Raw genomic sequence first — 26,531 nt, 5'->3', positions numbered from 1 at the left:
TGAGGATAATCAGTATGAATAGTAGCGGCGAATCGGTGTTCCCAGCGGGTCTCCCACGCCAGTACTGGCCGATACGCAGGCGGGCTTATCTTCCGTGTTCGGGATGGGTACGGGAGGAACCCCGCCGCTCTGGCCGCTGTAATGCCGGCCGACGGAATCGAACCGCCGTCAGACCACTGCCGGTCACTCGAGGTCGGTACCTCGAATGGAAATGTGTTATGAGTGGTCGGCGGCGAATCAGATTTCCCAGAGGGTCTCCCACTCCAGTACTCACCAATACGCAGACGGGCTTATCTTCCGTGTTCGGGATGGGTACGGGAGGAACCCCGCCGCTCTGGCCGCCGTAATGCCGATAGACGGACTCGAACCGTCTCTCACACGACCCTGAAGCCGTGTGAGTCAACCTGTAATCGGTAAACCGCATGTCCGTGTAGTCCAGTTAACGCCTGGACCCGTTCGCGGGTCCAGTGCAGATCCATGTGAAATGAATGTGTGGCTCGGTCTGTTAGTGCTCGCGGGCTCAACACCTCGTTGCCTCGGTGCGTACACCCCGAGTCTATCGAACTCGTCTTCTACGAGTGACCTCGGTGGAATTTCTTTTTCAAGTGGGTTTCGAGCTTAGATGCGTTCAGCTCTTACCCCGTGGTGCGTAGCTGCCCGGCACGTGCTCTCTCGAACAACCGGTACACCAGTGGCACCCATTCGTAGTTCCTCTCGTACTATACGAACGTTCTCGTCAAATTCCATGACACCCCCAATAGATAGCAGCCGACCTGTCTCACGACGGTCTAAACCCAGCTCACGACCTCCTTTAATAGGCGAACAACCTCACCCTTGCCCGCTTCTGCACGGGCAGGATGGAGGGAACCGACATCGAGGTAGCAAGCCACCCGGTCGATATGTGCTCTTGCGGGTGACGACTCTGTTATCCCTAAGGTAGCTTTTCTGTCAGCAATTGCCCGCATTGGGCAGGCTAATTGGTTCGCTAGACCACGCTTTCGCGTCAGCGTCGATTGTTGTGCTCGACACTGTCAGGCTTCCGTATGCTCTTGCGCTCTTTCTCGGGTCTCCGACCCGAGTGAGGAAACCTTGGGGCGCGCTCGATATCTTTTCAAGCGCGTACCGCCCCAGTCAAACTGCCCGGCTACCGGTGTCCTCCTCCCGGAGTGAGAGTCGCAGTCATCATCGGGTAGTATTTCAATGCTGCCTCGGTGGCCCGCTAGCGCGGGTACCTGTGTAACGGCTCCTACCTATGCTGCACAATGACGACCACGTCTCAGCGACAGCCTGCAGTAAAGCTCTATAGGGTCTTCGCTTCCCCTTGGGGGTCTCCAGACTCCGCACTGGAATGTACAGTTCACCGGGCCCAACGTTGGGACAGTGGCGCTCTCGTTAATCCATTCATGCAAGCCGCTACTAAAGCGGCAAGGTACTACGCTACCTTAAGAGGGTCATAGTTACCCCCGCCGTTAACGGGTCCTTCGTCTCATTGTACTGAGTGTTCAGATACCCGCACTGGGCAGGATTCAGTGACTGTACGAGTCCTTGCGGATTTGCAGTCACCTATGTTGTTACTAGACAGTCGGAGCGCCCGAGTCACTGCGACCTGCCACTTTCCGTGGCAGGCATCCCTTATTGCGAACGTACGGGACGAACTTGCCGAATTCCCTAACGTCGGTTGCTCCCGACAGACCTTGGCTTTCGCCGCCATGAGTACCTGTGTCGGATCTCGGTACGGACAGTGTGCTCGTCTTTTCACGGGCTCCAGGTTGACCTCACTTTCGCTATCCTGACATTCATTCGCTTCCTGCCATTACGGCTTCCACGAACTTCGACAGTTCGACCGGGCGAAAGCCCGGCTGAGGTGGCCCCAAAGCGTCGACTTTTACTGCACACCGGCATAGGAATATTAACCTATTTCCCTTTTGTCAGCTTCGACTTACGGGCTGACTTAGGACCGGCTAACCCTCAGCTGATTAGCATTGCTGAGGAACCCTTACTCGTTCGGCCGTCGGGGGTCTAACCCGACTAACGCTGCTACTATGACCAGAATTTTCGTTCCTGCACGGTCCACACGAGATCTCTCCCGTGCTTCCACCCGAACAGGACGCCAACCTACAGGATCGCAATGTGAATTGCGCCGCTAGGTCTCGGTGATGAACTTGAGCCCCGATCATTTTCGGCGCCGCAAACCTCGGCCGGTAAGCTGTTACGCTTTTCTTAGAGGGTAGCTGCTTCTAAGCTCACCTCCCGGCTGTCTAGGGCTTGCGACCACCTTCAATCGCACTTAGTCCATACTTGGGGACCTTAACCCAGCTCTGGGTTGTCTCCCTCACGGTACACAGGCTTACCCCGCGCACCGGACTCCCCGCGTCGACGGCGTTCGTAGGTTCGGAGTTGGACAGGGGGGCGAACTCCTCTCGGAGTCCGGTCCCCCAATCCGTCGCTCTACCCCACGAACTACCTCAGCGGAGGTCATGCTTCGACATGTTTCGGTTGGAACCAGCTGTTTCCGAATTCGATGGGCCTTTCACCCCTAGACGTAAGTCACGAGAGGGTATTGTAGGACACCAACTCTAACGGGCCTCCACGTGCCTTTCGGCACGCTTCACCCTGCTCACGCCTAGATCATCCGGTTTCGGGTCGTCCCCGCCTGACTCCCCGCGCTTGAACACGGTGACCCTCACCCGAAGGCTGCGGTCATATCGGTTTCCCTATGCCTACCCGGATACTCCGGTTAGACTCGTCAGACAGGCACACTCTCTGGTTCGTTTTTCAAAACGTACGACGGAACATCGGCTTCCCACTCCGCTTACTACAGGTTTGCACCTGATTCATTGAGAGTGGGACCTTTCATGCCCCGTCGTTCTATCGCCAACTGATTTCACGCCCTATTGCACCTCCCTTTTTGGGGTGCTTTTCAGCGTTCGCTCACGCTACTAATTCGCTATCGGTCTCGAGGAGTGTTTAGTCTTCGCGGTCAATGCCCGCGATATTCACGAGGGATATCCAACCCCCGCTACTCTGGAGCTGACGCACGGAGTACTGATCGACGGTACGGGACTGTCACCCTGTTTCGTACTCTATTCCAAGAGATTTCTCGTCAAAGTTCGTCCGATGAGAGTCAGTCCGAACACCACATTGCCCTAAGGCTTCGGTTTGGACTGTGTCGGGTTCACTCGCGGTTACTAACGACATCGCGTTGCTTTCTTTTCCTGTCGATACTAAGATGTTTCAATTCTCGACGTTCCCTATTGCGCAAAGCAATTGCAAAGAGGATTCCTATTCGGAGATCCCAAGTTCTTCCCCTCCGTGCGGGTCCCTTGGGCTTATCGCAGCTTGGCACGTCCTTCTTCAGCTCTCGAGCCGAGCGATCCACCAGCTGGCACAGTAGCCACGTTCTTTCGGATCTTGGGTGCTGCTCGTAATGAGCAGCGATGTGACCCGGGAACGGGTCCAGTGGACGCCTGGACTACACGTACATACGGTGTCATCTGCACGCCAGTAGACGGCTGGCATGCATTCACCCTTCCCTACCTCGCTTACGCGGGGAGGTGCATCGGTTTTTCTTGTGGATTAGATCCTTTTCCGGTCACACACTTAAGGGCACGGATTCGAATCGCCCCCGGGACACACACGCATGACCCCCGTTATCATGAATTTTCAAAGAAGTGAAAATTAGAGGGAACGTGGCGCCACCAATCACGACACACTCGAGCGAGTTACAACGGTCTCTTCGCCCGCTTTCGGCGACTATCCGCCGGTTGCGGCGGTATAAAAGCACGCGAACCCATCTGGCATCATGGATAACGACGAGGTGATGAAAACGTATGAGAAACGACGTTACTCGGAACGACCATTCGAGATGTCGTCGTCGGCGTCGTCGTCAGCATCGTGTTGGCCACGGACAACTGTACCAGCCTCTTGAGCACCCATTCCATCGGTTTTCGGACCGCGGATCAGGGCCTCGAAATCATCGACATCGTCGTACTGGTCGGCGTAAATAAGGGCTGTGCGACCGAGCCGAGTAATTTCGTACAGTCCGGATCGTTCTGCCGGGCCGATCTTCTTCACGAGTCCGTAGTCTTCGAGTACGGGCAATCTGGTGTTGATATTCTTCCGGCTTTTTCCCGTATGCGGTGCCAGGTTAGTTGCTACGTTTCGTCCGGTATCCTCGAGGGCCTCGAGAATAAGGAAGTCAGTGGGTTGTCGCAGTTTCACAAATACTCACGCTCAGTTAGGCCGGACGGTGGCCGAAATATGCTGGAGGAAATTGTGTTCGTTGGTTTGGCCACCATCTCTTCTCTCGTGTACCAAGCCGGACCGTAAAATAGTGACGGAACAAAGGGGCTGCTCCGGGAGGATTGTCAACAATCCAACACAGTTCTAATGGATCTCTGTCGAACAGACTCATAATATACAGGAGGGTTCAGGAGTCACTGGTCGATGCTGTCTGGTATGTGCCACCTGTCAGATGAGTGGTTTTCCGGGCGGTGACCCGACTCGAGCGGATTCTGTGCGAGATATTCTAACTGCTCACCCATCCACGCCTCGAGGCGGTGGGCAGTCACCACCTGGCGCATCGCACGCATACGCGATTGAACTTCGGTATTCGATATAGTCAGTGCGTCACAGATCTGATCAGCAAACTGTGCGGTGTCGGTCGGATCAACCAACAGCGCGTGAGCGCCGAGCACCTCGGCGGCGCCGACATCGGTACCGAGTAATAACACGCCGTCGTTATCGACCGACGACGCAACGTATTCCTGGGCGACCAGGTTCATCCCGTCACAGAGTGAACTGACGATTGCCAGGTCGGCACGTCGGTACAGCGCAACGAGGTCCGCAACCGGCAGGATATCCTCGGTGTAAACGACCGGTTGCCAGGTGTCGGTGCCGAACCGGGCTTGCAGTCGCTCGACTCGCCGACGAACGCGGTCACCCAGTCGATCGTAGGCGGGAATGCCAGTTCTGCTCGGCGTTGCCTTCTGGACGAACGTAAACGAGCCGCGCCAGTCCGGATGATTCTCGAAGAACTGCTCGAGCGCCTCGAGTCGTTCGGGAATTCCTTTGGTATAATCGAGCCGATCGACACCGATGCCAATATCGCAGGTGGGGTCGATACCATATTGCTCACACAACGATTCCCAGCGCCCCCTGTCACCTGCTCGAGCGCGCCGCTCGTAGCTCGCGGTGTCGACACCCATCGGTGACGCAACGAGTTTCGTGGCAGTGCCGTCGTATCGAATCGCCCGCTCGCTCCGGTCGGTTTCGGCTGACCGAACGAATCGGTCGACACACTCGAGAAACCGGGTTGCATACGACTCGAGATGGAAACCGAGTACGTCGGCACCGAGCAACCCGACGAGCAGTTCGCGGCCGAACGGACAGGACTCGAACACGTCGGGTGTCGGCCACGGGATGTGCCAGAAGAAGCCGAGAGTGGTTCCCGGTGGGAGTTCGTCGACCAGATACGACGGAACCAGGCTAAGGTGGTAGTCGTGGATCCAGACACCGGCGTTCGGTGTTGCGTGGGTACGAATAGCCGCCGCGAACTTCCGGTTGACGCGACGATACCAGGCCAGGTCAGTCGGTCGAAACGACACGAGATCCGGCCGATCGTGACACAACGGCCAGAGGACGCGATTACTCAGGCCGGCGTAATATCCATCGACAGCTTCCTCGGACAGCCAGAGCCGACGAAGCGTGTACTGATCGTCGGCATCCGGTGGTACCGCGACACAGTCATCTTCGTCAGTGACGACTCGATCGGCATTTCCGTCACCCCAAGCAATCCAGGTGCCACCGACCGATCGCAACACTGGATCGAGGCCGGCAGTGAGTCCGCCAGTCGGTTCATCGACGCTGATTGACAGCGTGGACCCGTTACCGTCCTCCAGAGACGCAATTTTCGGCTGCGACGTCGTGTCATCCGCCAACCGGTGGCGGTATGGTTGTCGATTCGACGCGACGATCAGCGTGTCCGGTACGACGTCGGTTTCCCCACCGTCTGCCCGTAGCGTCGCGCTCGATTGTTCGAATATCCGAGTATTCACCGATCGCCATGCCCGCCCCAGCGCTGCGTGCCGCTCGTTCGATCCCATCAGTGGCTGTCCCCTCACCTCCCGCACGTGTTCGTGCGCGCCCTGCACATACAGGCCCCTGATAACGACGTCACCTGATTCCGAGTGCTTCGATCGTGGCTACGTTTTCGCATCTGACTGACGTACGTCCTCAGTCACCCGTTTGTCCTCCTTGCGGACGGTCGAGCCAACGACGAGGGCCGCCCCAATGATGACGAGGTTTTTGACGATGTACTGGCCTTCAACTGTTAGCCCGTACGGAAACGTGTGGAAGACTACCGATGGCAACAACACGATTGGGAGGAACGTTCCCGGCATCTGGAGAAACAACAGCAATATGCCGAGCCTGATCAACGGCCGGTAAAGCAGACAGATGCCGATGATGACCTCCCAGATACCCAGAACTGGCACGAACAGCTCCGGCGGGACGACGTATACCGTCGCAGCCACGAGGTCGGCTGCCGGACTCCCACCGATGACTTTCAGGCCACCGAACCAGATGAACACGACACCCAGCGCGATACGCAACACGGGAACAGCGAGCCGGTCCATGTACGTGATAATCGTCCGATCGGCCGACTCGAGCCACGTTCGAGCCGACTCGAGCCTGTCTGCAGGCGGTTTGTCACCGTCAGCGACGTCAGGAGGTGGTGTCATTTCGTCGTTTTTCACCGTCTGTAACTAAAAACCTCGAGTCGACCGCCCGATCGCCCCAGACAATTTGCAGGATCGAACGCAGGCAGGCACGTTGAAGGTGTGCCGTCCGAATGTCCGTTTATGGAGTACCCGTTTATCGACCGAATTGTGGCCTGCCAGCAACGACTCGAGGCGGCCGATGCTGCAGTCGTCATACTCACACCGGGTCCGAATCTGACGTACCTCGCTGGGATCGAGGAATCGCCATCCGAACGTCACTTCCTGTACGTCGTGCCAGCCGATGGGACACCGCAAATGGTCGCCCCGACGATGTACGAAGCCGAACTCGAGGAAGCCCCGATCGGTGACTTTCGCTGCTGGGGAGACGGCGACGACCCCGTTGACATCCTCGATGCGGTCCTCGCGGAGTTTGATATCACGGAAAGGGCCGATGACAGTACAATCTTGCTAGACGACCGTATGTGGACGGTCTTTGCCCAGGACGTTCGACGGATACGCCCCGACGCGACCTATGGGTTGGCGAGTTCTGTCGTCGGGCCCCTGCGAATCACGAAAGATTCGGTGGAACGAGACGCTCTCCGGAGGGCTGGCGAGTTGGCCGACCGGGTTTCGATGCGGTTGCGCGAGCGCGGTGACGAAATCGTCGGGATGAGCGAAGCCGAACTCGCGGCTGAAATCGACCGGCTACTGAGGGACGAAGGTGGCATCGAGCCGTCGTTCGATTCGATCGTCGCCGCAGGGGCAAACGGTGCCAGACCCCACCACCATCCTGGAGAGAAACAAATCGAGGCCGGCGAACCGGTCGTGTTGGACTTCGGCGCGTTCGTTCCGGCCGATCTCGAGGTCGGGAGTGCTCGGTATCCAGGCGATCAGACGCGCACAATTGTGTTCGATGGAGAGCCACCAGCCGAGTACGAGGTCGTTCATGAGACGGTCCGAGAAGCCCAACAGGCAGCCGTCGAACACGCGCAACCGGGGGTGACTGCTGAAGCCGTCGACCGGGTTGCCCGTGATATCATCGAGCAAGCAGGCTACGGCGACGCGTTCGTTCATCGGACCGGCCACGGCGTCGGCCTCGAGGTCCACGAACCACCGTACATCGTCGACGGAAACGAGACGACGCTCGAGACAGGAATGGTGTTCAGCGTCGAGCCGGGAATTTACCTCGAGGGCGAGTTTGGCGTTCGACTCGAGGATCTGGTGCTCGTCACCGACGATGGCGTCGAACGGCTGAACGAGTCGCCGATGGGCTGGCGTCCCTGATACGGTCCCCTGTGACTTTTTACCGGGATTTATCGTACGGCATTCACGGGTAAGAGACGACAGTAAACCGTGTGAACGATTCACGTGGGCCGTCGTAGTACGCCCCCACCCAGCCCCTCCCACTCGATGCGGTAACCGAGTTTCGAGAGGACGGCACTCGTCTCCTCGAGTCCGTGCACTTCGAGCCGCGATTCGACAGTCTCGAGCGTCAGCCCTTCTTCGAGGTCGGCTTCGAGAGCCTCGAGGACGGCAGGGCGAACGAGCGTTCGACCGAGACGTTCGTGTTCGGGGAAGGTCACGGCCTCGAGTGCCGCTTCACTCACGCCGTGTTCTGCGGCAATGGCTTCGAGGGTGCAGACGTTGGCTTCCGGACGCAGGCAATCCGGGAGTGTGGCAGCACTTTCATCGATCAATTCGCGTTCGTAGGATCGAAGGACATCGACGACGTCTTTCACACGGACGCGGTCGCGGTAGGGGATTGCCCGGTGGTCGCGCGCCTCGATATCGGCCTCGGCAGCGAGCGATTCGTCCACGGCGACGACCATCTCGACATCCTCGAGGTGCTCGAGCTGGTCGAGTTTCTTTTCGACGTACTCGGGCGTCCAGAACCCCATGATCTCGAAGTAGACCCGAAAGTCGGCGTGTCGGTAGTCGAAGGCAAAATCGGGGATCATCACCCGCGTACCGGTTGCCAGCGGCTCCGGCTCCCGTTGCAGGCCCCAGTCGAGATCCAGTGCCTCGAACCGGGCCGCGAAGTCCGCTTCGACGTCGCTATCGTACGTCACGTCGGTTACAGGTTCCGCGTCAGGGGCTCGAAGTGGATCCGCCTGCGAGAGTCGAAGGACTCGTTCAGTCCCGCGATCGTCAATTGCTGCCTCGAGTGACCACTCCGGAGCCCCCACGACGGTTCGAAGGAGTCGGGCAAAACGGGTTCCATACCGACGAGTAGCCTGAAAGAGCGCGGTTGGTCCCGTTACGACGACGACACGACCCTCGTCCGTCCGCTCGATTTCGTACAGGAGTCGGAGCCGTTTGGTCGCTGAGATAAGCGCTTTCGGGTTCGACGAGCGAATCCGGACGCTCGTGGCGTCGAACAGGGCCGTCTGTGCCAGCGACAGGTTGTACTGGGCGAGCAGTTCGTCGGGCGTCCAGGGCACGTCGATATCGGAAAGGACCTGTCGGTGTTCGAGGTCGGCGAACAGGCTCGAATCGACCACCTCGGATGCCATATCGAGGCTGTCTCCGGCTGATTCGAGCGCTTCGCGTCGCTCGCCTTCGGTGACGACGCCGATCGTTTCCGCCGCCTCGAACACGACGGTGCGAACCCGTTCAGGATCGACGGGAGCGTCGGTCTCGAACGACGCTTCGCGCTCGAGCAAGGCGGCGAACCCGCGAACGAGTTTGAAATCGGCTGCCTCCGCCTCGAGATCAGCCAGTGCGGCCTCGAGGTCGCCTCGGGTTTCACCCAGATGGCCCTGAAACGTCCCGATAACGCGAGCAGCGAGCGGTCGGTGTTCCCGACCGGCAAACTGTGGCTGGTAACCGCCACCGGCTCGTGAAACCCGAAGCAGGTCCTTGCGCAGCATTCATCGACAGTCTGTACGCAGTTGACAAAAGCAGTACGCTCGAGCATGCGAACAAAAGCAGCAGTTGATCGGCCCGAAGACACCGCTCATCGGGCGTTCCAAACCCCAAACGTTTCATCCGACGATGCCCTCTCTTCGATCAGTATGTATCGACGAGTGAGATGTGCCGTCAGCGAGCGGCGAACCGGTGGACAGTCGGGATCGGTCGTACTGGCTAAACGAACGACAGAGTCTCTCGAGTGTGGTGACCCTCGATGAGAGCCACACACGTCGATGCCATCGTGGATATCGCCTACGGTATCTTGATTTTTGCTGCTATCGCGCTCATCGCCGGTTTCGATGCCCAGATCGGTGTCGCGTTCGGGATTGGTGTGTTCTCCGCGTATCTGGTTCACGTGCTCTGGAAGATGGCCCGATTCGATCCCGAGTGGATGACTCGAGTGGTCGAAGAAACTGTCGGCGAATCGGTCGAAAAGACAGTCGATGAAAAGGTTGGTGAGAGCGTCGAGAAAACAGTCGGTGAAACCGTGGAGAAGACGGTCGATGAGAGGGTTGGAGAAACCGTCGAAAAGACCGTCGGTGAAGCCATGGAGAAGACGGTTGATGAGACCATGGAGAAGACGGTTGGTGAAACCGTAGAGAAAACGGTTGGCGAAACCGTGGAGGAGACGGTTGAGAAAACGGTCGGTGAAACCGTGGAAAAGACAGTCGGTGAGAAGGTCGAGGAAACGGTCGACGAAAAGGTTGGAGAGACGGTCGAAAAGACCGTCGGCGAAACCGTGGAGAAGACAGTCGGTGAGAAGGTCGAAGAAACCGTCGAAAAAGAGATTGGACCGCGTGTCGAGGAAACGGTTAGTGAAACCGTCGAGGAAACGGTCAGCGAAACCGTCGAAGAAACGGTTGGTGAGACAGTCGAGAAACAGGTGAGTGCGGTCCAGGAACAAGTCGAATCAGTCGAAGAACGGGTCGAACGACGCCCTCGAGAGGACCAAGTTGCCGAACTGATCGAAGAGTCGGTCGAGCAGACGGACGACGAAGACGATGGGGGCGAAGACACGGATAACGAAGGTTCTAAAGACGACAGAGATACTAAAGAAAAGTGACAATCACTCCTCTTACCGAACGACGATAACCGGCACGGGCGAGCGACGGAAAACCGTTTCTGCGACGTTTCCAACGATGAGTCGATCAGCTAACGTGCCACCGTGAGCGCCGATAACGACGGTATCGTAGTCTTCGGCTCGATTCACAATCACCCGTGCTGGGTGTCCGAGTTGGACGGTGGTCGAAATCTCCTGATCGTTTTCAGCGGCGATTTCCTCAGCACGTTCAAACGCTGACGCTGCGAGTTCGTTTGCTTTCTCTTGAATATCGTCTGCCAATGCGAGCCCCGCTGCTTCACCCCACATCGGTGACGGCCCACCAACGACGTGCAGGACAGTGATGTCGCCGTCCGGGAATACCTCGAGTGCGTACTCGAGGGCGTGTTCTCCCATCTCGGAACCGTCGACTGGGACCAGGACACGTGATACCATGACGGAACGTACGATGTGAGAACCAATAGTGTTGTTGTCGGAAATGGAATATCACATAACTGTTATGGGCGGCCGACACGATCAGCGCCATCATCGAGCACGTATTTCGTTGGGAACGACTCGCCACGGTACACTGCCATGTTAACCAGACCGGTTACTATTCGGCAGACGAACTCGATGTCCCGTCTTCGTCGCTATCACCATCTTCGAGTGACTCGTCACTGGAGTCGGCCTCGAGGTCGTCGGCTTCGTCGTCCGCGTCGGACTCCATCGACTCGTCGTTGACCACGATAGTCACTGGCTCGACATCGGCATCGATTGTCGGTTCGTCCTCACGGTCGAACAGCCGATCGAGCGTGAAAATCGTGTTCAGCTCGTGTTGGACCTGATCGACGACGCCGCCGACGAGTTCGCTGGGTTGAATCGCCCGATACTCGTACGGGTTGTTACCAGCGCCTTCACTCGCCCGCTTGCGTCGGGTAACTCGCTCTTCCTCGTGGAGTTCAGCCAGGGCTTCTCGAACCGTGCTCGGGTACAAACCGGTTCCGTGGGCGATCTCCTCTGACGTACTCCCCGGCTGGGCTAGCAGGTGCACGTATATTTTCGCTCGCGTTTCTGTATCGAGAATCCACGAGAGCAGATCGACGATTCGCTGATCAATATCCTCTGCACTGACGTTCACTCGTTTCCCGCCGGATTGGTCCAGAGAGCCGATACCTTCGACTCCGGACTCGCTCTCGAGTGTACCGTCATCGAAGGCCCCTTCACCGTCTCCGCCTTCGCTAGAATCGCTCTCTGCAGGATCTCCCGTTGCTCCGTCGTCGTGATGAGCGTCGGTATCGTCCGTCGGCACCCGGGGCTCATCGTTTTCATCAGCAGGCATGTGTCCTCTCGTATAGGACAAAGTTAGCCGCGGAGTTAAACCTTTGTGAGCACGACGATGTATCCTTCATCCCATAGCGACTCGAGACTACGACGAATCGAGCAACAGCGACGCACAGAGAGCATCAACGCCGCCGTTCGAAAGTACCCGCCGCTGTTGTGTGGCCCCGCTTTCACGCTCGTAGATATCTCGAATACCATCGATATCCAGCCGGTCACATTCCCGTTCGACGACCTCCCCAAGGGAGACGGTTCCCTCGAGATCACGGTCGATAAAGTGAGCCTCGTGACCGTGTCGGATAGCTCGCCACTTGTTTTCGTCGAGCAGTTCCCGTCGGTGCTCGTGTGGCGACTCACCGTCCTCGTAAGCGGCAGCGAGGTCCGTGACGAGTGCGTGGGTGTATTCGACGAACGCCATCACGATGTCGGGATCTGCCTGTCCGTCTGGTGTTCGAACCTCCACCGTCCCGTGGCCCGTGTGCGGGCGGACGTCGTACCAGAGTTCTCCGCGGTCTTCGATCGAACCGGTATCGATCATCCGTCGTTCGAACCGGTCGAACGCTTCGAAGTCCTCGAAGTACGTCGGCATCCCGGTGTTCGGCAGCCCTTCGAACAGTTTTGCGCGTGCGGACTGCAACCCGGTATCGAATCCGTTCCAGAACGGCGAGTTCACCGACAGCGCGAGCATAATCGGGACGAACCACCGAAGTTCGTTGGCGATCCAGACAGCCTTATCCGCGTCATCGACACCGACGTGGACGTGCACCCCTGCCGTCGTGTTTCTGTGCTGTGGATACTGAATGCGGTCGAGCTGTGATCGGTATCGCGATTTTTCGGCATGCTCGAGTTCACGCCAGCGAGCCAGCGGGTGCAAGCCCGCTGCGGCAATTCCGTATCCGTGACGCTGTGCGTGTTCGAGCAGCGCGTTTCGGACCTCGAGCAGAGCGGACTCGGCGTCGCTCGGCCGTTCGATCAAGGGCGTCTGGGTCTCGATAACGCATTTAAACAGCTCGTGATCGAGTCGTTCGTCGAGAATAGCAGGAGGTTCGTGGTCGTATACGAGTGCATCCGTACCGCTCGTCGGGCGCCCACGCTCGTCGACGACGAAACACTCCTCTTCGATTCCCAGCGTTCCCATTCGCGTAAACGATTCGCGCGAGCCCCGTTCCATCGCTCGGGGATTGTATCCCGGATACTAAATAGGGTTTGGAGTCGGCAGGCAGGTGTCGGCGTGTCGAGGTGGATTTATACGGTGAGCCCGAAGATAGTTCGACACAAATGCACGGCCGAAGATTGGCGACGACAGAGGAACTGATCGCCGTCGTCAGCCCAGGCAGCGAGGACGTGCTCGACCGACTGGAGACCATTGCATCCGCATACGATCTCTCGGTGTCAGCAGTCGACGTCGGTACGGATATTGGACACGTCTACGAGGAGGGGACGGCAACGCTCGGCCTGACAATCGGTGGTGACGGGACGTTTTTCGAGGGCATCAAGACGTTCGCTCCGCGCGGGGTTCCAGTTCTGGGCATCAATACGGGCACGCTCTCGTTTCTGGCTCGCGTCGAACCGGAAGACCTCGAGGCAGCACTCGAAGAAGCCCTTCGTGGCCGTGCAGCTGTCGACAATCGCCAGCAAGTTCGCGTCGAAACCGACGGGCTCGAGGCGACGGGGATCAACGAGATCATGCTCGAGCACGCGCCGCCGGAGAACCCGATCGACCGGAAGATAACCCGTCTCGACGTGTTCGCCAACGACGAGTACGTCGGGGAGTTCGAAGGGACCGGACTGGCCGTTTCGACGCCCACCGGGTCGACCGGAATTTCACTCTCGGCCAACGGGCCGATTCACTATCCGGTTAACAACCACTCGATTCAGCTGGTTCCACTGCACACCCATCAACTCGGTGTGCGGCCGGTCGTTATGGCACCGTCGACGGAACTCCGGATATACACGGAAGGTCCCGCCACGTTGCAAGTCGACGGCGGTCGCGTTCACACGGCCGTCAATGAAGACGAAGAAGTACTGATCACAGGAGCTGAAACGCCGGCTTACGTCGTCCGAACCAGTTACGACGACCATTTCTTCACGGCAATCACGAAGAAACTCGGCTGGGACGTTCGGTCGGACGAAGGGCGGCCCTTACGTGCTGACGTCCCCCGGATTCGACCGAGTCGTGCTCAGCCGAACGGAACGAGCCGTAGCGGTGTTCCCAACGTCGACGCTATGACGGCAGGGCTCGATCGAACATCGTTTCCGACCGATTTTGCCATCGACGATGCCCTCGAGATAGCCATCGAGGCGGCTCACAGCGCTGGCGAACCCTTACGCGAACTCCACGGACAGGTGGAATCGGTCGGCTTCAAAACGGACAAAGCGAACATCATCACGGAAGCCGACCGGCAGGCAGATAGGATCATCACGACGGCTATTAGGGCCGAGTTCCCCGACCACAGCCTCTTTTCGGAAGAAAGCGGCCATCGAGCGTCCGGAACTCCATACACCTGGGTCATCGACCCACTGGATGGGACCGGAAACTTTGCACACGGAAATCCGAATTACGCCATCTCGATCGGACTGGTCGTTTCAGGAACACCCACCCTCGGAGTGGTTTACGTCCCAGAAACAGACGAGTTATTCGCTGCCGTCGAAGGTGGAACCGCCTGGCAAAACGGCAGGCAGATTGCAACGACCGATCGGAACCGCCTCCCGGAGAGCATGCTTCTGTCCGGTTACGACCCGGACGGCTCGTTTCTGGCGAACTTCTATCAGGAAACTCGAGGCGTCCGCCGACTGGGTGCCGCGGCGTTGAATCTCTGTTATCTCGCCCGCGGTAGCGCCGATGCCGTCTGGGAGTTCGACACCTACCCGTGGGACGTCGCCGCCGGCCTCGTCATCGCTCGTGCGGCCGGCGCACGTATCACCGATGCTCGCGGCAACCCGTTCGAGTTCGACCTCGAGATGGACACGCGAAAAGAACTCCTCGGTTCGAACGGGGTGCTTCATCCGGCGTTACAGTCACACCTCGACGCGGCCGTCGTCGACTCTCGAGAGTGATTACTCGAGAGGGCGAGCAACGATGCCCAGGTGGTCAGTGTGGTGGGGCTCGAGTCGCCGCGAATCGAGGATTTCGTAGCCTGACTCGAGTGACTCACGAACCGCAGAGAAGACGTTTTCTGGGGACGCCGTTACGTCTTCACTTCTCGCTTTTATTGCGAGCAACAGCCGACCGTCCTCGGCCAGGAATTTGCGGTTCCGCAGGGCGACGTCGGCCTGTCCACGGGTCGCGACGTCCTGGACGATGACGTCGACGTCTGCCTCAACGATGTGAGCGTAGGTGTCGGGCTTTCTGGCGTCTTTGAGCAACGGGAACAGTCGCGAGCGACGTTCGGCAACTTCCAGCAAGTCCCGCGTCGGACGCGGAGAGAACTCGACCGCGTAGGTCGGACCGGCAAAGTCCGCCACGTGACTCACGGTCGTGCCGTTGGCCGCTCCGAGGTAGAGGACGGTTTCGCCTCCCTCGAGCCCGGTATCCATGCCGAGTTCGAACATGGCACCGAGTTTCGACCGGTCGGGGTTCCAGGCACGCCACCCGTCCGCAGTCGGTTCCCCATACACGGGTTCACCCCGCGTCGCGAGTCGTTCGACACCATCGAACGAGCGACGCTCGACGCCTGCTGGCAGCTCAGGCATGAGAATCACCATTTTCGGTTTTATCGTCGCCTTCGTCCGCTCGAGCGCGAATCGTCGCCATCCGTTCCTCGAATTCCGCCTCAAGTTCGGGACGGTACTCACCCGAGTAGTGGTCGATGCGCGCAGCGATAGCGAGTTTCCCGGCGAGGGCTCGAGCCGCCGATCCACGGTCTTCCAGACGCGTCCCACGAACCGCTTCGTGAGTGAAAATGATTCCGTGTTTGGGGGACGGGGCGTGGCCTCTGAGGTGGGCGAACAGCGCCTCTTCGGCGCCGAGAACCTGCACGGTCCCACTGGGTTTCTTCGCGAGGGACTCGAGACTGCCTGTAAGTGACAGGAGTCTCGCGGCGAGGACGGGTCCGGCGAGTGCAGAGAGGTTCGGTGCGACCACCGGTGCTTGCCGTTCGACGTACGCTTCAAGCTCCTCGGCCTGGTGGGCCAGGTCGACGACGCGCCCTGCAAGCGATAGCATCGGTTCCGGCCCATCGGCTGGTGGCTCTTCGACCAGTTGCTTCGCGTAGTCGATGCCAGCTCCAGCCTCCGGATCGACCGTTCCACCCCACTCAGACAGCCGTTCGGCCAGTTCGTTCGCCGTGCGACGGCAATCCTCGAGCGATCTGATTGCGTGAATCAGTTGGTTGTCGTCGGCTCGTTCGCGAGTCTGGACTGCCGCGCGGGTCGCGGAAACGGTTGCCTCGTGGAGCCGGTCGTAATACGTCGTCTCGTCTTCGATATCGCTTGCCGATTCGACAGCTAATGTCGGCCAATTAGCTGGCTTGGCGGCCGATCCATGGCGAATTCGCTCGAGGCGCTCGTCCTGTGTCCCGGCGAACCACCCATCACCACTCATAGGTGCTCTTGCTACCGACGCCGATTAACTCTTTCAATCCAGCTCGACGAGCAAGGGGAATCGGTGTTGACCCATTACCATCCCAAACAATTATCGCATACTTGAATCCAGCACTGTACTCACTTGCAGATAGATAGTTTACTTACAACGATAACTGTTGATGGCGGATGATTTTGCCGAGAGAAATCCCAAGGTAATTGATCACACCCACCGTGAGCTGGGATATGGACGCCGATTACGTCGACAAATTAACATCCCTTGGACTCTCGAGTTACGAGGCGCGGGCGTACGTGGCACTCGTTGAAAACGGCGTCATGACTGCCGACGATGTTGCGACCGAAGCCGATGTCCCGCTGGGTCGAATCTACGACGTACTCAACTCACTCGACGACCGGTCACTGATCAGGTCGGACGACGGTCGTCCGCGCACCTATACCCACGTCCAGCCATCGGTTGCAATCGACCGTCTCCTCGAGCGTCGAACGACCGAACTCGAGACCAAACGCAGTGCGTACGAACAGACTGCCTCGAGCGCTCGACAAACACTGACCGAGCTTGACGAACGGGGGGCCGTCGACCAGTTTGCCACCAGCGCGTTTCACGACGAGGCCGCCAGAGACCTCTTACTCGAGCGATTCGATTCCGCGAGTCACTCGATTCGAATTCTCGTCGACGACATCGAACTCGGGCCGGATATCCGAGATTCGGTCGTCAAACGACTGGACGAGCAGGCGCGTGCTGACTGTGACGTCCAACTGTTGGGGGCCGAACTCGCTGATGACACCGGGAAATTACAGCAACTCATCCAGGCTGGCGTCCGTGTCCGACAGGCAGATGTGGTTCCTGCGGAGCGATTCATCGTTATCGATGAAACCGAAGTCTGTCTCGAGATGCAAAACCCAATTCACGCCGACGAACTGCTCGCCGTTATCAATTTCCGAGACGAAACGATAGCCAAAGATCTCGCCTCGAGTTTCGATGAAATCTGGCGACGGTCGGGGCCAATGAACGCGATTTGAAGTGAGAAGAAACGGCATCTCGACTAGCGTTTGGACCGGTTCCAGGATATTACTCGAAGCGGTAACTGCATGCTCGAGAGGGCTGTTAGCGGTTCGTCCGCGTCCTGACCCCCTCGAGCGGAGTTGTCCCTACTCGAGTGTTTCGATAGGTCCACGAATCAGTCCGATATATACCGTCGGACAGAACGGTTGCTAGATTTACCGGAGGCCGGTCCCGGTGACAGTATATCAAAGTATCTGTCCGACGGTATAGTAGCAATTGAAACGATGTACACACCTATCCCGACGCCCGCTTACGATATGGTGTGCACTGACTTTCAATAGCTACTATAGTATAAAACGAGCGAGAGCTGGATCAGATCCCGAAGGTTGCACGAAGCATATCACGCGTTCCTGGCCCGAGGCCGACGGCGACCACGGTTATCAGCAACAGAATAGCGTACATCGGGCTTTCCTCGAAGATCGCCTTATCGAACACCCAGAGAATAAAGACGGCTGCCGCGACTTTGACGAACAGGAACGGCCAGGCGACCCCAGTAATCTCGGCGACCGACTGCGGGAGGACGGACCCCGTCGTGTTAACGATCCACTCGTTCACCGGGTGTTTTGGGCTGTAGCCCTCGAGTCCGAACGACGAGGCCCAGTCGAGGCCGATGACGTTCGCGATGCCGTCTACGCTGTGTGCCCAGATAACCACCGCACCCATATACTTCGTCCCCTCGTGTAGCGACGGCGCGAAGCGATCGATAGCGACGTAGGTCACTGCGGTAATGACTGTCGCACCGACGAGCGTGATGATCGAGATCGCAGGATAGAATCCTGCTGTCTCGTGTGTGGCAGCGAAGTAGCCCAGATAGACGAGCGTAACTGCCAGCGCGACGGTACCGATCCCCGCCAGGGGGTACTCGTATCCCGAGACGTAGTCGTTCCGATCTAACCAGATGGAAATCACGAGTGCGACGAGGGCGATCACGAACACCGTGCCGTAAATAAAGGGGCTGATCAAGAGCGCAACCCAGGGAAGTGCAATAGCGACCTCACCGGTTTCGACCAGCGAGCGGACGTTTGCGTCTTCGACCGTTCGGAGTGCCCCACCGAACAGCATGAACGGAAAGAGTCCGTAAAACGCGGCTCGAAAGCGGTCGATGGCTAGCCGCTGGAGCAAAATGATGATGCCAACCAGCATGATTATCAGCGTCGGGATGTAGCCAGCATACGACTGCCATGTGTATCCGGGGCTGGCTTCAGGACCAGTCGTATCCGGCCCACAAGGTACCTCTGTGCCATCGTTCCACGCGATACACGAGTAGTTCTGGGCGTCTGCAACGACCGGTCCCCAGTAATACTGCCAGATGATGTCACGGTATACCCGCTCTGGGAAGGCGATAGCGGCGAGTACGACCGCCGTCGCGAGGGCACCGACGACCGCGAGCCAGACCCGACCCGCACCGTAGCGTTCGATGTACGCTTCCATACCCTACATTCCTCTCGGGTTATCGCTTACCGCTTCCGGTTTCTTCGAGTCAGCACGCCGCGAGAAATTTCCGAAGGTACCAGACAAAAACACCCGAATCCGGAACGATCGAAAAAACGAACTCCCTGCTCGAGCGGATAATACCCCCGTCGTAGGGTCCGTATCAACCTTTTTGAACAGATCGTGAACCCTCAGGCTTCGAACGGTTCGTCGTCCGTTCCGACTGGCAACACCTCGTTCTCGTAGGTCGTCCCGAGAATAACCATCGTCTGAGAACGAGAGAATCCATCCATCTGGGCGATCTGATCGAACATGAGTTCCCGAAGTGCGTCGGCATCGTCGGCATAGACGCGCATCATGACGTCCCACTCGCCGGTCGTGAGATGGACCTCCTGCACGCCAGGAATGTCGGTTAGACGCTCGAGCGTATCCTGCTCTCGACCCTGTTCGACCCGTAATCCGACGATTGCAGAGATACCGAGACCGATTGCTTTCGGGTCGACCTGTGCATGATATCCCGTGATGACGCCGGCGGACTCCATTCGGTTGACCCGGTCGTGGACCGTCGCACTCGACATCTCAATCTGTCTGGCGATTTCGCTAAACGGGATCCGGGCGTTTTCCTGGAGCAACCGAAGAATTTCCCGGTCCGTGTCATCGAGTTCCATATCGATTTTGCGTGGAGATGCCTCAAAATACTTCTGTACTCATCGGCCGCAGCCCAGAAACGGTTCGTGTTGCAGCACTTGTGTCCGAAGAACCCACCTCGAGTGAGGGTGAAACGCCAACGAACGCTATCAGCCGTCGATTTCCTGGGCAGCAGCCAACACGTCTTCGTGTATTTCACCGTTGGAGACGACGAGTCCCGTCGAATCATATCGCCAGGGCTCCCCCTGGAGGTCGGTCACCGTCCCGCCCGCCGTTCGAACGAGATGGACGCCGGCGACGGAGTCCCACGGATTCGCTCGCACGTTCGTCAACACGCCATCGAGTGCCCCCTCGGCCACGTTCGACAATACTGCCTGTGCACACCCGAACCGGCGTAAGTCGCCAAAGCGTTCGACGATAGCCTGAGCAGCACGGGCGTACTGGTCGCGTTCGTCGAAATCCCACCAGATCGTCGGACAGACCGCACAGGTTTCCGGGTCCGTTCGCCGGCTCACCGAAACTGGTTCGCCGTTTCTCGTCACGCCAGCCGGGCCCGCACGATAGGTGTCTTCCAGCGCCGGCAACACGACTGCCGATCCGACGGGTTCGCCGTCAATGACGGCGGCGACAGCAGTTCCGAAGGTTCGCATTCCCCTGACGAAGTTGCTCGTCCCATCGATAGGGTCGATGATCCATGCCGGTCCCTCTGCTGGAACGGTTTTTCGCTCGTCGTCTTCCTCGCCGACGATCGGGTCCTCCGGATACCACTCACGGAGCACCTCGATGACTGCTCGCTGGGCGTCACGGTCAGCCTGCGTGACGACGTCTGTTTTCCCACCTTTCGTCTCGACCGGAATCTCCGTTCGAAACGCCTCGAGTGCAACCGAAGCACCAGCCTGGGCCGCTCGAGCAGCCGCCATCGAACGGTGTCTCGGCGTCCCCGATTCGGGAGTCGCGTCGTGAATTGTCATTGATGGTATTCGATGACCCACCGGGCAAAGAGATGGCGGTTTCGCTCGTCCCATCGGGGTCGACCGACGTAGCGGACACTGAGAACTTTAGACGTCGGTTGGGTAGACACTGGTAACTCGTGAGATTGGTTCACCGCAGAATCTTTGCGAGGGAAGATCGCTACTGCAGGACCTTCCGCATGTTCGCCCAGCGCGTGCATGCGCTGTGCTACGATGCGAGGGGAGGGAATCGAACCCACGAACTCCTACGAGAGCGGATCTTGAGTCCGCCGCCGTTGGCCGCTTGGCTACCCTCGCACGCACCCGTAGATATGCAGGTGTGGTTTGAATACCCTGCGATTTTCCTCACGGGCTCTCTCGAGCGACACCGAAACTGCGAGCCAGGTGCCACAAACGTCCACGCTCTAGTGAAATCCCCCTCAATGCTGTGAACGATCCTCGACAGGCCGCTCGCTATCACTCGCAAGCCTTCGATGCCCGCAGTTGTGACACTGCACGCCGCCATCGATATGGGCAAATAGACGTGTCCCACACTCGCGACAGGAACCGTCAGGATAGCGCATTTTGTGGGTCTCGAGACGACACCGTGATAAGTCTGTTCCTGTGTTGATGTCGCAGCGTCATGTTCGGGAGTGAACTCGGTGTGCTTATTCCTCGAGCGCTGGCGGTTCGTGTTTCCCGATGAGGATTTCGTGGGCTTCGATGTCCTCGATGGCGGCGACACGGCCACCAACGGTCACGGTCCCGCTGTCGGTCTCGAGCGTAATCGAGGCGACTTCCTCACTCATTTCGAAGGAGACATCCACGACGCGGCCCTGGACGACCCGTGAGCCGCCCTGTTCGACGTCACGTCCAGCGATAGTCGCGTAGGCATCACCGCCGCTCTCGATCAGATCTTTGACACAGCGGCGAATAGAAGCGTACTTGCGGGGGTATGGACGACCCACCCCATTTTCGCCGAGGGTCCGTTCCGCTGTGGTCCACAACACCGTTCCGAAGAAGCCCGAAACGAGGAATCCGAGCGCAGAGCGATTGAATATGACGCCGTATCGGTCCTGGTCGTCTCGAAGCGCGTTCTGTGTCGCGTACATCGAATAGTTTCCATCCGCAACGGCGATCACGGGCGTCGTGATACCTCGACGTGCGCGCGCAGTCGTCGCCACCGACAGGTAATCGAACTCCTCGGGGCTGGGGGCTTCCGATGCCGGCGTCACGATCAGATCCACGCTGACGTTGTTTTTCGTCGCCGCCTCGAGTTGCTCCCGAAAACGAACCAGGAGATCGGGTGTCAGTGAGAGCGCCAGTTCGTACTCGGCACCTTCGATGATCTCCTCGAGATAGCGAAGAATAGTCGAACGAGATTTCACCAGTGAGACCGCCTCGGTTTCTCTCGCGGGAGCGGTGTACCGTGCCTCGAGTTCGTCGATCATCTCCGTCAGGGCGTCCTGAACGTCGTCGAAGGCTTCCCCCGGATCGATAGCGACGATTTTCATGGGGCGGGATTCCCGGAGTTCCACCAGTCCGCGGTCGCTCAGACTGCGAACGGTGTCGTACACCCGTGGTTGTGGAATGTCGGTTCTATCAGCGATTTCGCTCGCGGTGAGTTGCCCGTGAGCGAGCACCGTCAGATACGCATCAATCTCGTACTCGCCGAGATTGAACCGGTCACCGACGCGCTCGACGGTCGAACGCAACTCGTCTGTTGCCATATGTGGCCGGTTAGGGAGCTATCGCTAAATCATTTATTATGTTTCGAGTAGTATCCCATTATGGAACACAGTTATCAGGTGTGGACTGGACAGCGATGGTCAGAACCCTTAACCACCACCACCCAGACAGTGATGGTATGACCGACAACGTGACGGCTGGTAACGAATCCGTTATCGGGCAAGAGGTCCGTTCGATTCTTCCCGGTTCGATTCCTGGCCCCGTTGTCGATATCGGGTTGGCTATTCTCATCGTGCTCATCGGCTGGTACGTTTCGAAACTCGTCGTTCGAATCACCGGTCGCACCGTCGCCCAACATATCGAGCGACCCAGTGTGACCAGAACGGTGCTTCGCGGCGTTCGGCTTTCGGTCATCGCAATGGCTGTCCTGTTGGCCGCTAGTATCCTTGGACTGGGCGGATACGAAATCTTACTCTCGGTGACCGTTATTTCGGCCGTCGTCGCCATCGTTCTGGCACCGCTGGTCGGCAGTTTTATCAACGGCATTTTCATCCTCGCTGACCGACCCTACGAGATCGGAGATATGATCGAAGTCGCCGACGAAGGCCACCGCGGTTTCGTCGAGGACATCACGATTCGGTATACGAAAATATTCACCCTCGAGAATACGTTTATCGTCATTCCGAACGCCGAGATCCACGAACGCGACGTTATTAACTACTCTGCGGAGGACGAACGAACCCGCGTCGACGTCCGAATGGAAATTACCTACGAAAGTGACCTCGAGCGGGCGATTCACGTCGCCGAACGGGCAACTCGCAAGGTCGAGAACGTCATCAGTGGCGGGCCGGACATTCGTATCGGCAGTGCACGGTATGCTGCCGGGCCGAAGTGTGACGTTCTCGAGTACGCGGATAGTGGTATTTTGCTACAGGTCCGGTTCTGGGTGAAACATCCATACAAGCTAACCGTCGTTCGTTCAGCCGTCCACCGTCGTATCCGCGAACGGTTTCTGGAGGAAGGAATCGAATTTGCGTATCCACATACCCATCACGTGTTCGACAACACGAGCGGAACGGCACAGATCAGCACCCAGGGCACGCCGTCGATGGCTGTCGAGGCAGACTCCAACCCAACCCATGAGCAGGTAGCAGATGCCGACGACGAATAACGGAGATGTTCGACGGCACTCGGCTCGAGAGGAAGTTTTCGGGGCCATAGCGAGTGAGCCACAGGCAGTGAGCGGAAAACCGAGTGAGTGAAAACACTATCGAAAAGATACCGAATAATACGCTTTAAGGAGTGAATTTGTATGAGATGTGGATCTGTGGTTCAGGACAAACAACAGCACTGTTAGACCGCTATTCTAATAGGAAACCCGTTGTCGAACGTGCTTTAGTCCTGTTTTACGCGAGTGCCTCTTCGACCGTCAACAACTCACAATCCAGATGCCGGCGGAGATACTGTTCGATATCGGGGTTGTCGGAGAGACGTTGAAACAGCCGTCGCCAGCGACTCGCCTGTCGCGTACCGATAACGACCACGTCGGCTCCCTCGGCAGCCACTTCGTCCAGGATACTCTCTTCGACCAGAAATCCCGGTCGGACGACGTATCTCGCGTTCTCGAGGCGACCAAACTGGCGTTCAACCGCCGCTTTGAGATCCGTTCGTGTCACTGTTTTCCCGTTCTGATACAGATTGATATGTAACACAGAAAGCGTCGCATTCCGATCTCGAGCGACCTCTATCGCCGCCTCGAGGGTACGTCTCGAGTGGTTCGTCAAAGGATATCGAACTGGGACCACAACCAACGTCATCATCGAGAGTAACGCGACCGGTACTGGTAAACGTTTCACTCTGCCGATTCGATGTCCTCGAGCCGTCGAACTCGCCCCTGCCTCTCGGTTTCGATGCCACAATGGCGAGCATACTCGAGGAGCACCTCGTACTGGGTCTCGACGGTTCGTTCGATTCGGTAGGTCGGTTCCAGCGCGGCAAATTCGTCGTCCGTATGGAACAGGTAATCGGACGTTGCGAGTTGGTAGCGCCCGTCAGGGTCGAGCGGTTCACCGTCAACCTCGAGTACCGAAACAGCGTGGTCTCGCGGATCCCACTCGAGGGTTGCTCCGCTCACCTGAGCGTGCCACCAGTCTGGTTCAGCAAAGCCGAGATCGATCCCGGCCCCACCGTCGAAGATCCGCTCGAGTTGTCGACCCGTTACCTCGGCGACGGCAACGGGTTCTTCGAATGGGACGAGGCTGATGACGTCCGCCGCGGTCACCGCACCCTCGAGCGTCTGGCCCGTTCGCAGGCCACCGCTGTTCTGGAGCGCGACGTCAGCACCGGTTTTCCACCGGTAGGCGTCGGTGACGAAATTCCCAAGTCTGCACTCGCCACCGAAGATAGTCGTTTCCGAGCGGTCGAGCGGTATCTCCGTATGGGAAACGACTTCGTCGAGCCCCGTTTTTTTGAACAACTTCTCGAACGCCGTCACCACCGTTGGGTCGGGTTCGACGCTCGAGGTTCGACGAATTGTCGCGCTGGGTGTTTCCTCCTCGAACGTCACTTCGACGATGGCCGATCCACCGTCACCCGGCCTCGTGAGGAGGGTTCCATCGATAATTTCGGCTCTGACGCTCGGCACGTGCCCGCCAACGATCACGTCGGCATCGACCGCCCGAGCGAGCTCGTCGTCGCCACGACCGAGATGTGAACAGACGACAGTATAGTCGACGCCTTCGTCCGTTAGTGCAGCCAGTGCATCGCGAACGGACTCGACTGGGTCATCGATCTCGAGTGGCGCTGCCACTGGATTGAGCGAGACCGTCCGGGGTGTCGTCACGCCCGTAAAGCCGAGACGAGTGCCGGCTACTTCGCGGACGGCCCAGGGTTGGACACCGCTTTCAGCGGCGAAACGATCTCCGTTCTGGTTCACGTTGGCCGTGAGCCAGGTCTGTGGTGATTCACTGACGATGTCCCGAGTGGCCTCGAGGCCGTGGTCGAAATCGTGGTTTCCGAAGGTTTCGAAGTCGGGGTCGATAGCCTGGTAAAATCGGAGTGCCTGTCTCCCTTCGGTGACCAGCGGGAGAACACCCGGCGAGGTGTTGTCACCCGTCCCCACGACGAGCGTGTGGTCATCTCGATGTCGGGCGATCGTCCGCGCGAGTCGACCGATCACTGACGGATTGTCACAGGCGTTTTCGACGTCCGAATAGTGGAGGAGCCGGGGCGGCATTCGGTGTGAATTTGGACACCACTGCCTTGGCTTCGTCGGTTCGCGAACCTAAAGTGTGTGCAAACGTAGTCTCTCGCATGGAAGCTGTCGGTGTTGATGATGGAAAGACAGTGTACGTCTCGAGGGCAGACGGTGACCGTGGATCGAAGGGACCGTTTTTGATCGCCTACGAAACACGTGATCGAGAGCGCCGTTATGGCTGGTTCTGCTCGAACTGTGAACGCATAGATAACGCGATGGACCCCATGGGCCGAATCCTGTGCAATCAGTGTGGCAACCTCCGGAAACCAACCGAGTGGGATGCGGCCCACGAATAGCTGCCCGCTGATACGGTCGGTTGTACCTATTCACCGGTAATCGCTATATTGGGTGGTCGGTTACCGAGAAGAGACAACAACCGACCGTACGAACGACCGATGGGGACAAACCTCGAGCACAGATGGGCGCTCGAGACCGATCGAAAAACTACGCTTGTCCGATATCATGGTCTATTTTTGCTGAACGTCCGCACTTCTATCGCTCACCAATGTATCGATCACCCATACTGTGCAAAGCTTTATCATGGTGTCCAGAGTATGATTAGGTGAATGGGTCCTGTTAACATGCGACTCGTCGAGCAGGCCAGGTCGATTTTCGCTGAACTCGGCTACACAGTCGAGGGCAACGGACCGGAATTCCGAGCCGAACGTGCGTGGAAAGTCGTCCACGTCAACACGGTATACGATATGAACGAGCTTCCCCGGGGTGACGGACAGTTCCACTGTTTCGTCGCCCAACCGGACGACGCCGACGAACTCGAGAACCGACTTACACGCCACAATCCCGCGTATGAGTGGGCGATCATCGTCGTCGACGGGGAGGAGTATCAGGTCGAGCGCGCTCCGCCAGGGCCATCGGTAACGGTGTAAACCCACCCTTTTCGGGACAATCACCCTGCTGAGAGTCACAGCTATCCTGCCGAAAGCGA

The 26,531-nt window shown here is 58.3% G+C and carries 22 protein-coding genes, 1 tRNA gene and 3 rRNA genes; 7 read left to right on the top strand and 19 right to left on the bottom strand.

The genetic code is table 11. The features are described from left to right. Window positions 1-19: 19 nt before the first annotated feature. From rrf (NLK60_RS02570) to NLK60_RS02545, 6 genes are all read right to left on the bottom strand, one after another. Window positions 20-141, bottom strand: a 5S ribosomal RNA gene (gene rrf, locus NLK60_RS02570). A gap of 83 nt (window positions 142-224) precedes the next feature. Further along, a 5S ribosomal RNA gene (gene rrf, locus NLK60_RS02565) occupies window positions 225-346 on the bottom strand. A gap of 141 nt (window positions 347-487) precedes the next feature. Further along, window positions 488-3,403: ribosomal RNA gene (locus tag NLK60_RS02560) — 23S ribosomal RNA — on the bottom strand. A 440-nt stretch (window positions 3,404-3,843) separates the two neighbouring features. After that, window positions 3,844-4,221: a winged helix-turn-helix transcriptional regulator gene (locus tag NLK60_RS02555; protein WP_254809336.1), complete on the bottom strand. Its 378-nt coding sequence runs from the start codon at window positions 4,219-4,221 to the stop codon at window positions 3,844-3,846. A 215-nt stretch (window positions 4,222-4,436) separates the two neighbouring features. Next, complete coding sequence (locus NLK60_RS02550) at window positions 4,437-6,104, bottom strand: alpha,alpha-trehalose-phosphate synthase (UDP-forming) (RefSeq protein WP_254809335.1); 1,668 nt, start codon at window positions 6,102-6,104, stop codon at window positions 4,437-4,439. Window positions 6,105-6,203: 99 nt separating this feature from the next. Continuing rightward, window positions 6,204-6,740: a DoxX family protein gene (locus tag NLK60_RS02545; protein ID WP_311136938.1), complete on the bottom strand. Its 537-nt coding sequence runs from the start codon at window positions 6,738-6,740 to the stop codon at window positions 6,204-6,206. Between the two features lie 120 nt (window positions 6,741-6,860). Here NLK60_RS02545 and NLK60_RS02540 point away from each other — a divergent pair, with 120 nt between their 5' ends. Continuing rightward, on the top strand, window positions 6,861-8,003 hold the full coding sequence (locus NLK60_RS02540; RefSeq protein ID WP_254809334.1) for an aminopeptidase P family protein: 1,143 nt from the start codon (window positions 6,861-6,863) through the stop codon (window positions 8,001-8,003). 80 nt (window positions 8,004-8,083) lie between these two features. Here the strand turns inward: NLK60_RS02540 and NLK60_RS02535 are convergent, their stop codons facing one another. Then, window positions 8,084-9,589, bottom strand: a complete 1,506-nt coding sequence (locus NLK60_RS02535) for a DUF790 family protein (protein WP_254809333.1) — start codon at window positions 9,587-9,589, stop codon at window positions 8,084-8,086. A gap of 254 nt (window positions 9,590-9,843) precedes the next feature. Between NLK60_RS02535 and NLK60_RS02530 the strand changes: the two genes are divergently transcribed. Beyond that, entirely contained in the window at window positions 9,844-10,692 is an 849-nt protein-coding gene (locus NLK60_RS02530; protein ID WP_254809332.1) for a hypothetical protein, read from the top strand. Window positions 10,693-10,704: 12 nt separating this feature from the next. On the opposite strand, the gene NLK60_RS02525 is transcribed toward NLK60_RS02530, so the two are convergent. The 3 genes from NLK60_RS02525 to NLK60_RS02515 all read right to left on the bottom strand — a co-directional run bounded on the left by NLK60_RS02525 (window position 10,705) and on the right by NLK60_RS02515 (window position 13,177). Next, window positions 10,705-11,124, bottom strand: a complete 420-nt coding sequence (locus NLK60_RS02525) for a universal stress protein (RefSeq protein WP_254809331.1) — start codon at window positions 11,122-11,124, stop codon at window positions 10,705-10,707. A gap of 157 nt (window positions 11,125-11,281) precedes the next feature. Beyond that, complete coding sequence (locus NLK60_RS02520; RefSeq protein WP_254809330.1) at window positions 11,282-12,007, bottom strand: helix-turn-helix domain-containing protein; 726 nt, start codon at window positions 12,005-12,007, stop codon at window positions 11,282-11,284. Between the two features lie 87 nt (window positions 12,008-12,094). Continuing rightward, window positions 12,095-13,177: a glutamate--cysteine ligase gene (locus NLK60_RS02515; RefSeq protein WP_254809329.1), complete on the bottom strand. Its 1,083-nt coding sequence runs from the start codon at window positions 13,175-13,177 to the stop codon at window positions 12,095-12,097. Window positions 13,178-13,284: 107 nt separating this feature from the next. On the opposite strand from NLK60_RS02515, the gene NLK60_RS02510 reads away from it, so the two are divergent. After that, window positions 13,285-15,063: an NAD(+)/NADH kinase gene (locus NLK60_RS02510; RefSeq protein ID WP_254809328.1), complete on the top strand. Its 1,779-nt coding sequence runs from the start codon at window positions 13,285-13,287 to the stop codon at window positions 15,061-15,063. Here the strand turns inward: NLK60_RS02510 and NLK60_RS02505 are convergent, their stop codons facing one another. Then, window positions 15,064-15,699: a fibrillarin-like rRNA/tRNA 2'-O-methyltransferase gene (locus NLK60_RS02505; RefSeq protein ID WP_254809327.1), complete on the bottom strand. Its 636-nt coding sequence runs from the start codon at window positions 15,697-15,699 to the stop codon at window positions 15,064-15,066. It abuts the gene before it with no gap. After that, a complete protein-coding gene (locus tag NLK60_RS02500) occupies window positions 15,692-16,549 on the bottom strand; it encodes an NOP5/NOP56 family protein (protein WP_254809326.1) in 858 nt (285 codons plus the stop codon). Before NLK60_RS02500 ends, NLK60_RS02505 begins: the two co-directional genes overlap by 8 nt. 224 nt (window positions 16,550-16,773) lie before the next feature. Here NLK60_RS02500 and NLK60_RS02495 point away from each other — a divergent pair, with 224 nt between their 5' ends. Then, the gene (locus NLK60_RS02495) at window positions 16,774-17,568 is read left to right on the top strand and encodes a TrmB family transcriptional regulator (RefSeq protein ID WP_254809325.1); all 795 of its coding nucleotides are present in this window, start codon (window positions 16,774-16,776) and stop codon (window positions 17,566-17,568) included. 355 nt (window positions 17,569-17,923) lie between these two features. Here the strand turns inward: NLK60_RS02495 and NLK60_RS02490 are convergent, their stop codons facing one another. The 5 genes from NLK60_RS02490 to trmB form a co-directional block, all read right to left on the bottom strand. Further along, the gene (locus tag NLK60_RS02490; protein ID WP_254809324.1) at window positions 17,924-19,042 is read right to left on the bottom strand and encodes a DUF63 family protein; all 1,119 of its coding nucleotides are present in this window, start codon (window positions 19,040-19,042) and stop codon (window positions 17,924-17,926) included. 191 nt (window positions 19,043-19,233) lie between these two features. Beyond that, window positions 19,234-19,710, bottom strand: a complete 477-nt coding sequence (locus NLK60_RS02485) for an Lrp/AsnC family transcriptional regulator (RefSeq protein WP_254809323.1) — start codon at window positions 19,708-19,710, stop codon at window positions 19,234-19,236. 129 nt (window positions 19,711-19,839) lie between these two features. Beyond that, the gene (locus NLK60_RS02480) at window positions 19,840-20,661 is read right to left on the bottom strand and encodes an inositol monophosphatase family protein (RefSeq protein WP_254809322.1); all 822 of its coding nucleotides are present in this window, start codon (window positions 20,659-20,661) and stop codon (window positions 19,840-19,842) included. Window positions 20,662-20,875: 214 nt separating this feature from the next. After that, window positions 20,876-20,958 (bottom strand) — tRNA-Leu (locus NLK60_RS02475). A gap of 350 nt (window positions 20,959-21,308) precedes the next feature. Then, window positions 21,309-22,370, bottom strand: coding sequence for an HTH-type sugar sensing transcriptional regulator TrmB (gene trmB / locus NLK60_RS02470; RefSeq protein ID WP_254809321.1), 1,062 nt, complete (start codon window positions 22,368-22,370; stop codon window positions 21,309-21,311). A gap of 137 nt (window positions 22,371-22,507) precedes the next feature. Between trmB and NLK60_RS02465 the strand changes: the two genes are divergently transcribed. Further along, window positions 22,508-23,500 carry a mechanosensitive ion channel family protein gene (locus NLK60_RS02465; protein WP_254809320.1) on the top strand — a complete coding sequence of 331 codons (993 nt, stop codon included), beginning with the start codon at window positions 22,508-22,510 and terminating at the stop codon, window positions 23,498-23,500. Between the two features lie 235 nt (window positions 23,501-23,735). Here NLK60_RS02465 and NLK60_RS02460 read toward each other — a convergent pair whose 3' ends face one another. Further along, entirely contained in the window at window positions 23,736-24,146 is a 411-nt protein-coding gene (locus NLK60_RS02460) for a universal stress protein (RefSeq protein WP_254810527.1), read from the bottom strand. A gap of 35 nt (window positions 24,147-24,181) precedes the next feature. Continuing rightward, on the bottom strand, window positions 24,182-25,564 hold the full coding sequence (locus tag NLK60_RS02455) for a bifunctional metallophosphatase/5'-nucleotidase (protein ID WP_254809319.1): 1,383 nt from the start codon (window positions 25,562-25,564) through the stop codon (window positions 24,182-24,184). 77 nt (window positions 25,565-25,641) lie between these two features. Here NLK60_RS02455 and NLK60_RS02450 point away from each other — a divergent pair, with 77 nt between their 5' ends. Then, window positions 25,642-25,881, top strand: coding sequence for a DUF5816 domain-containing protein (locus tag NLK60_RS02450; RefSeq protein ID WP_254809318.1), 240 nt, complete (start codon window positions 25,642-25,644; stop codon window positions 25,879-25,881). Between the two features lie 285 nt (window positions 25,882-26,166). After that, window positions 26,167-26,472 carry a DUF7116 family protein gene (locus NLK60_RS02445; protein ID WP_254810526.1) on the top strand — a complete coding sequence of 102 codons (306 nt, stop codon included), beginning with the start codon at window positions 26,167-26,169 and terminating at the stop codon, window positions 26,470-26,472. The last annotated feature ends 59 nt before the right edge of the window (window positions 26,473-26,531 follow it).

This window comes from Natronosalvus amylolyticus, assembly GCF_024298845.1.
Classification (GTDB): Archaea; Halobacteriota; Halobacteria; order Halobacteriales; family Natrialbaceae; genus Natronosalvus; species Natronosalvus amylolyticus.
This window is presented reverse-complemented; position numbering and strand designations above follow the sequence as displayed.